This window comes from Enterococcus sp. DIV1937 (assembly GCF_050535975.1).
Taxonomy (GTDB): Bacteria; Bacillota; Bacilli; order Lactobacillales; family Enterococcaceae; genus Enterococcus; species Enterococcus faecalis.
On the sequence record NZ_CP172909.1, the window covers coordinates 2,699,340 to 2,712,500 of the forward strand.

The window sequence follows — 13,161 nt, forward strand, 5'->3', positions numbered from 1 at the left end:
AAATCAGTCATAGGTCTTTTTCAAATTGAAAAAAATATCGAGGAAGTTTTGGCTTAAAATAAAAAAGCAGACAAGAGCCTGGGACAAAAATCACTTTGGATTTTTGTCCCAGGCTTAAAAATTGATAAACGGCGGAAACAGAAGCAACACTATGCGTTGCTCCGATCTCAACAACTTCTAAGGTATTTTCTCGACATGCGTCTCGTCACAGTACAGCCTTCAAAAGAGCTACAACTCTAAGAGTTGCGATGTTTCACTGTGAAGCATGAACAGATGAAATCATCGTACCTACTTGGTGAAGGTCCTTCGGAACTTACAAGGATAAAACTGTGACGAGCCTTTGGCGAGAAAACAATAAGCCGAAATTGTTGAGAATCACGAAGAACGTAGTGATTCGATGATGAACAATACCTACTTGGTCTCCAAAAATTAAAGAACACCGGGTAGGTATCATGCAACATCAACTCGTACCTCGTTGTGTTTTATGACAATTTTCGGAAATTCCTTCTTATTGCTGAGAAACACCATTTGCAAAGCAAATAGATGACATCTGCGATTACTCGATGTATTTGAGCCTTTGAGAGTGTTGAACAGTACCTACGTGGTTCTCGGAGTTAAACACTTCTGTCCCGACCTCTGTCTGCTTTTTTCATTCATTCGTGACCAAGCGATATAAGATCATCGCCAAATAGACTTCATAGGCTTCGGCGGCGTTGGTCATATCATAGCCGAGCGCTTCATTAATTTTACTGATACGATATTTGACCGTATTTTTATGAACAAATAGGCGTTCGCCGCATTCTTTAAAATCACTACTTGCATCTAGTAAAAACGTTCCTAATGTCATTAACTGCTCTGATTCTTTTAAGAGAGGTTGGATAACTGCTAAGCGTTGTTGGATTGCTTCTTCTCCTGCTTGGAGACACGTCATCATTTGTTGAACTGTACGAATTTCCGCGATTGATAACACTTTTCTTTGTGGATAGACGCGCTTTAAAAACGGCGCGACTTGATTAGCGGTTTGGTAGCTGACACGCACTTCAGTCGTGTTACGAACTTTCGGACAAAGGATGATTTCACCTAAATAGTCCTGATAGTCTGTGGCTTGCAAGTATTCTTTACTAATCGTGGCTTCAGGCTGTTTGTGTAAATAATTACCTAAGAGAACAATCAGGTAATTTTCTGTTTGCTGGACAATCGTTGTTTGGTAATAGTAACGTAGGAAATCTTTCAAATCTTGCTGAATAGCGTGGATTTCTTGTCCTTGTTGCCAAATAGGCAAAAGCCACATCGTTTCGACAGAAGAAATATCAATCATTAATTTTTTGGCTAATTGGTACATCTTATCACTTTCATCGTTAATGATTGCTTGGACTAAGGCATACTCACTGACTTCGTCATAGTTTTTCCCCCATAAATTCAGAGCCATCTGAACGACTTCCACCGCTTGATTCATCTCAAAAGAGGTTAACTGCTCTTCTTCTCGAATGAAGTAAAGCTTCAATGTTTGTCCATCTTTCTGAGGAAGTTTTTGCGAGGTAATGAAGTAGGTCGTTTCTCCCAGCGCTACTTTCTCTTGTGATTGATAAAGTAACTTGGTTAAGGGCAATTTCGTGCTTCGCGGCCAATTGATGGTGCTGATGATTTCATTGGTATAGGTGGTTAACGCAATGTTGACTTTTAAAAAATCGGATAGGATTTTCAAGGTCATTTCCACACTGCGGTTTTGTTCAGGCAAAAGGGAAACTTTTTCCAAGAGGTCCGTTGCAAAAGAAGCCATTTTATTTTTATTGACTAACAATTTCATGACTTCATAAATGACTTCGTTGTAGCGTAATGTGGGATCATTTTTAGGCATTTGGATTAAAATAAAACCTAAAGAATCCGCTAATTGAATCACTTCCTCTGCAACTTTCGGTACGATAATCCCAACGTAGTACAAGATTAGGCCTACTTCGCCTAATTCATGGAGATGCCGAATCGTTTCACATTGCTTCACCACATCATGACGAATGGCACAAAATGAACCAATCAAAATTTCGCCAGCATGGTATTCATTTGTTTTGTGAAGTTTTTCCGAAAACAAAGACATATCAGAGACTTCTAAAAAAGAAAGAGAAGCAACAGATGTGTCCAATTGGTTTTTACCAGAAAGTACCGTTGCTTCTCGCAAAGACGGTAATTTTAATAAATCATTCACGCGGACACTCATATTTACTCCTCCTTTTGGCTGGTTTATTTTTTCTTACGAATCATATCGCCGACTGCAACAGGTTGCGTCACTTCCATTGTTAATAACATCATGGGATTAGGTGCCCGATCGATCGCTTCACCGTCTTCATTATACATCTCTTTAACGGTTTGGTGGAAATGGGTAAACCCGGGACCATAAAATTCAATTTCATCGCCGACACTGAAAAGGTTCCGTTGACGAATCGTTGCGACTTGCGTCTTTTCGTTGTACGCAATCACTTCACCAACAAATTTATATTGTGGAATTTTACGACGTTCGCCGAATAATTGTTCATTTTCACTTGGTGTATTGTAATAAAAACCAGTTGCTAATTCACGTTGTGCTACTTTCCATAATTCATCAATCCACTCTTGTTGGCAGACATAGTTTTCAGGGTCTTCCATGTAAGAATCGACGGCTTTTTTATACACATTAGCGACTGTCGAAACATAGTGAATGGATTTCATGCGACCTTCAATTTTAAAACTATCGACACCATTTTCAATTAATTCTGGAATATGTTCAATCATAGACATATCTACGGCACTCATTGAAAACTCTTCTTCAACTTCCCCTTCACTGGTTTTGCTCCGACGTTCTGTCCCAAAAGGCATATCAAATAACTCGTATTTCCAGCGACAAGATTGAGAGCAACCGCCACGATTGGCATCCCGCATCGACATATGGTTGGATAAAGTACAACGTCCTGAATATGAAATACACATTGCTCCATGAATAAAGGCTTCAATCTCAATGTCCGTATTTTCACGAATCGCTGCAACTTCCTCCATTGAAACTTCGCGCGCTAAAACCACACGTTCTAAGCCTTCATTTTTCCAAAATTCTAATGTTTCATAGTTGGTTGCTGAAGCTTGTGTCGATAAATGGATAGGTAAACCTGGTGCTTCTGTCGCACAAATTTCGATTAAAGCTGGATCGGAAACAATCACAGCTGAAATTCCGATGTCTCGCAATTCTCTGAAAAACGCTCCTGCCCCTTCCTGATTTCCTTCATGAGTGACCATATTGGCAGCGACATAAACTTTCGCATTATGTTCGCGGGCAAAGGCTACGCCTTCCGCCATTTCTTCTGGCGTGAAATTTCCTGCGCGGCTACGCAGACCGTAGGCATTCCCTCCGATATAAACGGCATCGGCACCGTAACGAATTGCGACTTTTAGTTTTTCTAGCGTCCCGGCTGGAGCCAACACCTCGGGACGCTTCAATGTTCGTTCTGTCATTACTTTCATGTTCTTCTTCCCCTTAAATGAATCAATTTATTTTATTGCATCGGCACTTAAATCAAAGAAACCATTGTCTAAGCCACGACCTGTTGGATGTAATTTTTCAATTTCAGCTGTTGCATGAGCTGCTTGATCTTCTGACCAAGTTCCCGCTTCAAGTGCTGCTTTCGCTTCAGCAAATAAGCGAGCAATCGCGACAAAATTTTCACCTGGCGTGTAAAGGCCATCGAGCTTCCATGTACGATAGTGATGGTCATACAAGTTTGTTAACTCATTCATCAAGTTCACATCGTTATTGGCAAAAATATGCGTACCATGACTATCTTCATAAATGGAATAGTGGGTTTCTGGTTTTTTGGGTTCAGAAATAAACAGCCCTTCGTCTTTAGTAACCCCTTTGTCGTTCTTTGTGTAATTGTAGTAATTTTGAATTAATGGGCGTTTCGATTGATGAATACACGTCGCCCCATAGACAAGAATTTCAGCTGGAACTGCTAAGTTTTCTTCCATTGCGACCATTTCTTCAAAAGGTACTTCCCGAGCTAGGACAGCTCCGATGGCTCCTCGTTTACTCCAAAAATTGATTTGACGTGAGCTCGTTACTAAGGTTTCACCATCATAAACGTAAGGAATTTCTAATCCATCTCGTTGCATAATAAACACAATACCTGGATCACCCAAAGTAATTTTATCGACGTTGATTTCTTTTAAAAATGTCAGATACTCTGGGACTAATTTCATTTTTTCAGGGTGCATAATGCCATTTACTGCAACTAGCACTTGTTTGCCCATTTCATGTGCACGTTTCACAATCTCGCGTTGTTCATCTCGTGTAAAAGATACGGGCAAACGCAACCCGAATGTTTCTTCTCCAATATATAATGTATCCACACCTGTTGCGAGTAATTCTACAGCCTGCTCAACAGATTCTGCAGTTGCAATCAGTTCAATCATAAATATAGCCTCCTTCTTTATGACCGTTTAATAGTATCATACGTTCACAAACTTTAAAAGAGCCTATCTGTATTAAACGTACATTTTTCACAATGTTTCCGAAAAAATTTTGGTAGAAAAGCGCCAACCGCTTACCTACCAAATGTTCTTTTTTTTAATTACTGGTCATCTGTTCTTTGGTCACTCGTTCAAGTGATATTTTCGTTCATAAAACGTTACTACAACGGTGAATAGCCACGCTGCCGCTAAGCCTAACAAGCTGCCTAAAACAATCCCCAAAAAGCGGAATTGAATCAACGTTATCACGTACTGCTGACGAACGAGCAATGAAAGCATCAGAGCCATAGGCGTTGTGAAAAATTGCGCCAATCCATAATTACGACGAATAAAATACTCAACGGTCACAAATAAGATTGTAATCACGACAATCGATTCAAAAGTTGTCAAAGCTAAATTAAGCAGAAAAGCGGAAATAACCAATCCAATCGTTGTGCCAAAAATTCGCTGAATATTTCGCTGCTTAATCGCACGTAAATTGTCTCCTTGTAAAATGGATGCACAGGAAACGACTAACCAATACGGATTCTGTAAATGTAAACTTTCGCTGATATATACAGCAAAAAATAAGACAAAGCTATAATATATGCTATCTAATGGCGCTTCTGGATGCCGATAAATTCGTTCCCGTAATGATCGCTTAGCTAGCGGGGCACTGATTTCCTTCTCTGTAAAATGCAACACTAGTGCAAACAAAATAGAAAAGCCAATTCCTAATAACATACAGCCACTCATGAACGGAATTTTTGCTAACGGAATGCTCGTACTGGCACCCATCGCTGTCACCATCACACCAAAGAAGGCCCCTGGTTTTGAAATATCGTAGACTTCAAAGAAAAAGCGGCCACCAAAACCGACCAGTGCAACAACAATTGGAATGAGCCATGCAATATGGGTCGATAACATGCCTAACAAATTTCCTAAAAAAAGGTAACTACCGACCACAGATAAACGAGTCATTAACTGTTTTAATGGTAGCGGCTGATAATATAAAAAAGTAAAAATACCTAACGAGCCAAAGCTTGAAATCAATAATTGATGATTGATATAGCCCAAAAAAAGAATGCTGAACATAACCAAGCCAGCAAACACTAGTCGAAAAGGATTATCCTTTGGACGCTGATAATGTAGTAATTCTCGAAAAAAAGATTGTTCCATTCCATCACCCCTCCTTATTAACGTAGCACAGAAAAATCAATCTGGCAATTCTCAAAAAGAAATCGCCACTGGAAAATAGAAAAAGGAGCGTGGGACAAAAATCACTTTGGATTTTTGTCCCACGCTCAAAAACTGATAAACGGCGGGAACAGAAGCAACCCCTTCGGAAATAAGCCGAAATTCTCCAAAAATTAAAGAACAATTTTCGGAAATTCCTTCTTATTTCTCGGAGTTAAACACTTCTGTCCCGACCTCCTTTGCATCTCATCTATACAGTTTGTAATTCTTTCGCTTCTGTCTTTGGTGCTTTTGGTGCCCGCACATTTAACGTAATTTTGCCTTTGCTAGCACCTAAGGTTACTTTATCCCCTAACTGAATTTGACCGGAAAGAAGGGCTTCACTTAAACGATCTTCCACTTCTTTTTGCAAGGCCCGACGAATTGGACGTGCGCCATATTCTGGATCAAACCCGACTTTACCAATAACTTCAATTGCAGCTGGTGTGATTTTCACTTTAACCTCTTGTTCGGCCATCCGTTTCACGACAGATTGACTCATAATTTTTACGATTTCATGAATTTCCTCTTGTTTCAAGGAATGGAATACAACCGTTTCATCAATTCGGTTTAAGAATTCTGGACGGAAGGCTTTTTTCAATTCTTCCATGATTCGTTTTTGCATTAATTCATGATTTTTAGAAATGTCTTTCACATTGAAGCCGACATGTTTTTCTTCACGAATCGCTGTTGCTCCTAAGTTGGAGGTCATGATTAAAATCGTGTTACGAAAATCGACTTTTCGTCCTTTGGCATCCGTTAAATGGCCATCATCTAAGACTTGTAATAAAATATTAAAGACATCTGGATGGGCTTTTTCTACTTCATCTAGCAAAATAACGGAATAAGGACGTTGACGAATTTTTTCAGTTAGTTGGCCGCCTTCTTCGTAGCCGACATAACCTGGAGGAGAACCGATTAAACGGCTAGTGCTGTATTTTTCCATAAACTCAGACATGTCCACGCGAATCAAAGCTTCTTCGCTGCCAAACATCGCTTCGGCTAAGGCTTTGGCAAGTTCTGTTTTCCCAACCCCTGTTGGTCCTAAGAACATGAAGGAACCAATCGGTCTTGCTGGGTCTTTCAAGCCACTACGCGCACGACGGATAGCGCGTGAAACAGCTTCAACTGCTTCATTTTGGCCAACGACCCGTTGATGTAAAATGGTTTCTAATTCCATCAATCGTTCGCTTTCTTTCTTCTCTAGCTGCTGCAAAGGAACGCCTGTCCATTGTGAAACAACCCCAGCCACGTCTTCTTCTGTTACTTGTGTACTGTAACCAGACAGACTTTTTTCTTTCACTGCAATCAATTCTTCTAGTTTTTCCATCACTTGTTTTTCTTTTTGACGAATCCGAGCAGCACTTTCAAATGATTGGTTTTGAATGGCCTCTTCTTTTTCCGTAATTAATTGAGAAATTTCGGTACGCAATTCATTAATTTCTGAAGGTTGATCTGCCTTATCTAAACGAACTTTTGCTGCAGATTCGTCCATTAAATCAATTGCTTTATCTGGTAATTGGCGGTCATTTAAATAGCGAATCGATAATTGAACCGCTGCATGTAGAGCTTCATCTGTAATTTCTACGCCATGATGTTTTTCATAGCGGGAACGCAAGCCTTTTAGAATTTCTTCTGCTTCTTCTGGGGTTGGTTCTGCTACTTGAATACGGGCAAAACGACGTTCCAAAGCGGCATCTTTTTCAATATATTTTTGGTATTCATCCAGAGTTGTCGCACCAATTGTTTGCAACTCGCCACGTGCTAAAGCAGGTTTTAAAATATTTGAAGCATCAATCGCCCCTTCTGCACCGCCAGCACCGATCAAGGTATGCAATTCGTCGATAAATAAAATGACTTGTCCATCTTGATAGATTTCATCGACAACTTTTTTCAAGCGATCTTCGAACTCACCTCGATATTTGGTTCCAGCAACCAAGGCACCCATGTCTAGCATCATTAAACGTTTGCCTTGCATATCTTCAGGGACTTCCCGGTTGACAATTTTCTGGGCTAAGCCTTCTGCTATCGCTGTTTTCCCAACACCTGGTTCACCGACTAAGACAGGATTGTTTTTGGTACGGCGACTCAAAATTTGGATTAAACGACGGACTTCGGTCCCGCGACCAACTACTGGATCCAAGCTTTGTTCTCGTGCTAACTTGGTTAAATCTCTTGCTAAAGAATCCAATGTTGGCGTCCCTTGTGGCGCATTTTTATTTTGACCATTCCGACGACGTTGTGCGCCATTGGGTTCGGAAACGCCCATTTTTTTCAGTAATAATTGACGCATTTTGGATAAGCTTAATCCTAAATTCACTAAAATTCTAGACGCTAAAATTTCTTCGTCTCTTAACAAGCCCAATAATAAATGCTCGGTACCAATCTTTTGAGCCCCTAAGCGCTTCGCTTCATCTCCAGCATAGGCAAAGATTTGTTTGGCTCTTGGTGAATAAGGTAAGTATAAGTTGTTATTCCCCATTGGACTTTGCATGGTGCCATAGCCACTTAAATGCTCAATTTCTTCACGGATGTCTTCTGTGTCAGTATTTAATTGTCGTAATGTTTTTCCGGCAATCCCATTTGGTTCTAAAACGAGTGCTAATAATAAATGTTCAGAACCGACGGATTGGTGACGAAAATACTTTGCTTCTTCTTGGGCAATCGCCAGTACGGCTTTCGCACTTTCTGTAAATAGTTCATCCATAGTTATTCCTCCTCATAGCTCAAGCGCTCTAAAAATGAACGCATTATTTGAGCTCTTAGAAAATCTTCGTGATTCCCCAGACCATTCAATGTGCTTTTACTTAAAGCAGCTAGCATTAAATTGCCTTCCTTTTTCGTAATCACTTCTTCTTCATACAATGTTTGAATAAATGTTAGCGCATCTTTTTCTGTTAAGGTTGCGCCAATCAATTGATCCATTTGTTTTAGTAATTGATCGTTATCTGAAATTTGTACTTTGACAATGCGAATATAGCCGCCTCCACCACGTTTACTTTCAACTGCGTAGCCTCGTTGGATGGTAAAACGTGTATTAATTACATAGTTAATTTGTGAAGGAACGCAATTAAATAAATTAGCCATTTCCGCCCGACGGATTTCAATTTTATTACTTTCTTCTAAAATCTTTTTTAAATAAGCCTCGATTAAATCTGACGTATTTTGATTACTCATAGTCTTCCATCCTTCTTCTCTCTTGACTAATATTGACCATTATTATATCGAACTTTGCCTATTAAATAAAGAGGAACGCTTTGACTTTAATAAAAAAATGCAAAACAGGAGGAGCAACCTCAGTCAAACTGACTTAAGTTCCCCTCCTAAAAATGAAAATATGTTATTGAATCACAGAGGCTGAGACAAAAGTGTTTAGCTCCAAGAATTTCGGCTTATTGTTTTCTCGCCAAAGGCTCGTCACAGTTTTATCCTTGCGAATTCCGAAGGAGTTGCTTTTGTTCAGCTGATTATCTTAATGTCTCACAAAAGCGATTCTTCGCCATAGGCTTGATCCAAGGCTTGTTGAATATCTTCGATAATAGATGTTGGCTCTTCCAAACCAACGTACATGCGAATGTGCGCTGGCGACAAGCCTCTTTTCTGAACAGCCGCCAAGTTATTGCCTTTGAATACAGGCAAGGCCAAACTTTCAAAGCCACCCCAACTGACCCCAATTGTGACCAGCGTCAATGCGTTCACAAATGTTTTCAAACGTTCAAAATCGGTATCTTTTAAATCAATCGCAAACAATGAGCCATAACCTGTCAAATATTTTTCTGCTAACGCTTGTTGTTGTTGATTTCCTACAAAAGGATGATATAATCGACTGATTCGCGGATCCTTTTGCAAAGCCGACAGCACCGTTTGGATGGCTTGAGACTGATGCGCCAACCGAACAGGCATGGTACGAATACCTCGTAACGCTAACCAAGAATTGAAGGGACTATTGACTGCTCCTAAAGCTTGATGACCATGTTCAAAAATTTGATCTACAAGCGCTGCTTTGCCAATGACAGCCCCCGCTACAATATCCGAATGACCACCAATATATTTGGAACAAGAATGAATCACCAGGTCCACATTATGGCATAAAGGATGCTGAAATAACGGTGACGCCCACGTGTTATCAATGACAGTGTATGCGCCAATTTTTTGTGCTAACACAGTTATTTTTTCTAAATCTAGCAGTTCAAACTTTTGTGAGGACGGACTTTCAAAGTAAATGACTTTGGTGTTTTCCTGAACAAATTGAAAAAGTTCTTCTGTTTCTGCAACGTCTACTTTGGTCAAGGATACGCCAAATTTCTCTAAATATTGCACAAACGAAACAGATTCTCCATAAATTGTATTGACCATTAAAACATGATCACCTTGTTGGAGCAACGTAAACAGCGTTGCCGAAATAGCGCCCATTCCTGAGGCAAAAACTTTACATTTTTCTCCACGTTCCAAACGAGCAATTTTTTTCTCTAAAATTTCTGTTGTGGGGTTGGTGCCACGTGTGTAAACATAATTATTTTTTTCATCTATACTCGCTGCCATAAATTCTTCGTAAGTTGGAAAATAAAAGGAAGAGGTTTGAACCAACTCGGGCACCATCGGATGATACATTTTTTCCATTCCTTTTTCCACTTCACAGCAAATATTTTTATCATTCTCAACATGCATTTCCTTCACTCCTCTTTCTCTACAATGTTTCTGGTACTTCATGGGCTTCTTCTTTTTGATATTGTCGATCTAAGGCTTTTACAAATGGATAATAAATAACGACACTAGCGGCAACAGCTAAAACTTGCGTCACTGCACCTTGCCATTTTCCCACTAAAAAGCCCGAAAACAGAAAGGGCGTAGCCCATGGTGCTTGAATGTTTGTAAACATTGGCATGAACCCAATTTTCATTGACAGAAAGGCAATCAAGACCGATACAATCGGCGCGACCGCAATCGGAATCAATAATAAAGGGTTAAAAATAACTGGGAGTCCAAAAATCAAGGGTTCATTAATGTTGAAAAATGCTGGAACAAACGAAATTTTCGACATGGCTTTCATTCTAGATGAATGTCCGACGATGGCCATTGCAATAGCCAAGCCAATCGTACAACCAGCGCCTCCAATTGTGGCAAATTGATCGAGCATTTGGACCGTGCCAAAGTTGCCACTTTGAGCAGTTAATTGTCCTAATTCCGCTAAGCTTTGGTTTTTGTCTGCATTCGCATATAAAATAGGATATAGCATGGAATTGATGACAGTTGGATGAATCCCGAACCACCAGAACAGTCCATTTAAGCCAGCCACAATAATAATTGCAAAAGGGGTTCCGATTAAACCTTGCAGTGGCGCTTGAATCACCGCATAAATTAATTGCGGGAAGGAATCCGCAAACGAAAGCCCAATCCCATTAATCAATAAAGCCACCGCTACCACAAAAATCCCAGGAATCAATGCACTAAAAGCTTGGCTCACCATAGAAGGCACGCTGCCAGGCATTTTGATGACTAATTTTTTCTTAATACAGAAACGAGTCAACTCAACCGAAAGAATTGACATAATAATGGCCGTAATCACCCCTTGCGTTCCTAACCAATCAAACGATAAAACTTTCGTCACAACTTCGCCTGATTCAGTGGTCACCGTTTTCGGTAAAACGACTACGTAAGCAACAATTCCTAAAATTAATGAAGTTAAACGATCCATTTCGTAACTTTCCGCCAATTTATAGGACATCGTCCCAGCAAAAATAATTCCCATCATGTTGAAAGTTGCTCGATAAGCGGGTGAAATCATATCCGCCCAATCTGCACCGAAAATTCCAGCCATAAAATCGCCATACCCTGCTACTGGAAAATCTGTAATCAACATAAAAATCGATCCAATAATTGTTAACGGCATAATTGCAAAAAAACCATTTCTTAAGGCTTGAAAATAACGTAAACTTGTAATCCTTGAAACTTTAGGCACTACGGCTTGCTCCACCCAGTTTGTTAACTTATCCATTTCACTTCTCTCCTTAATCCTTTGTGATATCCTCATCATAAAGAAACCGCTTTCTGATGTAAATACGACTAACTGATTCTGTAACTATGTTTCATAATTCATACGCTTAAGGTATACTGAAAGCGAAACAAAGTACCACAGAGAGGTGAACCCATTGAATCTAATCGAATGTTTAGAACAAAAAGAACGCTATACATATAACGAAGGGCTAATTATTGATTTTATTTTATCTCATACTGAACGAGTCCTGCATATGTCGATTTATGAACTAGCAGAAGCCACCAACTCTTCAACCTCCACGATTGTTCGTTTGTGTAAAAAAACAGAAACTAGCGGTTTCAAAGAATTTAAAATCCGCTTGTCCCGCGACTTAGAAATTCACTACCAAGCAATCCGGAATGTTGATGCGAATATGCCTTTTTTAGCGCAAGATTCTGATTTACTAATTGCCAAGAAAATTGCGCAGTTAACGACTGAAACTGTTCAATCCACCCAACAGTTATTAACCGAGGCCATGTTAAATAAAAGCATTGATTTACTTTTAACCGCTGAAAATATTTTAGCAGTGGGTGTCAGTAACTCCTACATTCGCTTAACGGATTTTCAAACAAAGTTATTACGCATTCAGCTATTTATCCATTTAATCCCTTATCAAGCTGAACAATTTTATTTAGCCATCAATGCCACCAAAAATGACGTAGCCATCCTCGTCTCTTACAGTGGTAACACTGCAGAAATCGTAAATGAAGCACGGATTTTTGCAGAAGGAGGCACCCCGATTATTGCCATTACTTCAGACTTGAACAGCCAATTAGCTAAATACGCTACAGTGATTTTGCCCATTCCTAACGTTGAACATGCAGATTTCAAAGTCTCAACCTTTTCCTCTCAACTAGCCATCGAATATATTCTCAATGTCCTTTATTCCTGTATTTTTAGTCGCAATTTCGATAAGAATTACACATCACAAAAAAATACACCTACTTCGATACTTAAATTTTAAACAAAACAAAAAAACAGTACTGATGATCAGTACTGTTTTTCACAATCGGGAAGACAGGATTCGAACCTGCGACCCCTTGGTCCCAAACCAAGTGCTCTACCAAGCTGAGCTACTTCCCGGGCTATGAAGTTAAAGTAATAAAAAAAGACTATCGAATTAAAAAGAAACTCACGTGCACCTTTTTAAAACTTAGTCAATCACTCAACTATGCACCCAAAGGGAGTCGAACCCCTAACCTTTTGATTCGTAGTCAAACACTCTATCCAGTTGAGCTATGGGTGCTAAATATAAAACAATGCCGAGGACCGGAATCGAACCGGTACGGTGATCACTCACCGCAGGATTTTAAGTCCTGTGCGTCTGCCAGTTCCGCCACCCCGGCGTAATGAATTGGCTAAGCGGAAAACGGGGTTCGAACCCGCGACCCCCACCTTGGCAAGGTGGTGCTCTACCACTGAGC

General features: G+C 39.9%; 9 protein-coding genes and 4 tRNA genes (1 of these 13 cut by a window edge). 1 reads left to right on the forward strand and 12 read right to left on the reverse strand.

Annotated elements, in window-relative coordinates:
- Positions 1-649: 649 nt before the first annotated feature.
- From IGL13_RS12905 to IGL13_RS12940, 8 genes are all read right to left on the reverse strand, one after another.
- Complete coding sequence (locus IGL13_RS12905; protein ID WP_002354724.1) at positions 650-2,212, reverse strand: PucR family transcriptional regulator; 1,563 nt, start codon at positions 2,210-2,212, stop codon at positions 650-652.
- Between the two features lie 23 nt (positions 2,213-2,235).
- Positions 2,236-3,483 (reverse strand): peptidase U32 family protein, encoded by a 1,248-nt coding sequence (locus IGL13_RS12910; protein WP_002368523.1) that lies wholly within the window; start codon positions 3,481-3,483, stop codon positions 2,236-2,238.
- 27 nt (positions 3,484-3,510) lie between these two features.
- The gene (locus IGL13_RS12915; RefSeq protein WP_002354722.1) at positions 3,511-4,431 is read right to left on the reverse strand and encodes a peptidase U32 family protein; all 921 of its coding nucleotides are present in this window, start codon (positions 4,429-4,431) and stop codon (positions 3,511-3,513) included.
- A 180-nt stretch (positions 4,432-4,611) separates the two neighbouring features.
- Positions 4,612-5,646 carry an FUSC family protein gene (locus IGL13_RS12920; protein WP_002354721.1) on the reverse strand — a complete coding sequence of 345 codons (1,035 nt, stop codon included), beginning with the start codon at positions 5,644-5,646 and terminating at the stop codon, positions 4,612-4,614.
- Positions 5,647-5,914: 268 nt separating this feature from the next.
- Positions 5,915-8,410: an ATP-dependent Clp protease ATP-binding subunit gene (locus IGL13_RS12925; protein WP_002378875.1), complete on the reverse strand. Its 2,496-nt coding sequence runs from the start codon at positions 8,408-8,410 to the stop codon at positions 5,915-5,917.
- 2 nt (positions 8,411-8,412) lie between these two features.
- A complete protein-coding gene (locus IGL13_RS12930) occupies positions 8,413-8,880 on the reverse strand; it encodes a CtsR family transcriptional regulator (protein WP_002354715.1) in 468 nt (155 codons plus the stop codon).
- A 303-nt stretch (positions 8,881-9,183) separates the two neighbouring features.
- Positions 9,184-10,413, reverse strand: a complete 1,230-nt coding sequence (locus tag IGL13_RS12935; RefSeq protein ID WP_002398526.1) for an aminotransferase class I/II-fold pyridoxal phosphate-dependent enzyme — start codon at positions 10,411-10,413, stop codon at positions 9,184-9,186.
- Positions 10,391-11,698 carry a PTS sugar transporter subunit IIC gene (locus IGL13_RS12940; protein WP_010710243.1) on the reverse strand — a complete coding sequence of 436 codons (1,308 nt, stop codon included), beginning with the start codon at positions 11,696-11,698 and terminating at the stop codon, positions 10,391-10,393. Before IGL13_RS12940 ends, IGL13_RS12935 begins: the two co-directional genes overlap by 23 nt.
- A gap of 145 nt (positions 11,699-11,843) precedes the next feature.
- Here IGL13_RS12940 and IGL13_RS12945 point away from each other — a divergent pair, with 145 nt between their 5' ends.
- A complete protein-coding gene (locus IGL13_RS12945; protein ID WP_002354705.1) occupies positions 11,844-12,701 on the forward strand; it encodes a MurR/RpiR family transcriptional regulator in 858 nt (285 codons plus the stop codon).
- 45 nt (positions 12,702-12,746) lie between these two features.
- On the opposite strand, the gene IGL13_RS12950 is transcribed toward IGL13_RS12945, so the two are convergent.
- The 4 genes from IGL13_RS12950 to IGL13_RS12965 all read right to left on the reverse strand — a co-directional run.
- Positions 12,747-12,820, reverse strand: a tRNA-Pro gene (locus IGL13_RS12950).
- 89 nt (positions 12,821-12,909) lie between these two features.
- Positions 12,910-12,983: transfer RNA gene (locus IGL13_RS12955), tRNA-Arg, on the reverse strand.
- Between the two features lie 14 nt (positions 12,984-12,997).
- A tRNA-Leu gene (locus IGL13_RS12960) sits at positions 12,998-13,083 on the reverse strand.
- Between the two features lie 15 nt (positions 13,084-13,098).
- Positions 13,099-13,161: transfer RNA gene (locus tag IGL13_RS12965), tRNA-Gly, on the reverse strand; it runs 9 nt beyond the window's last position.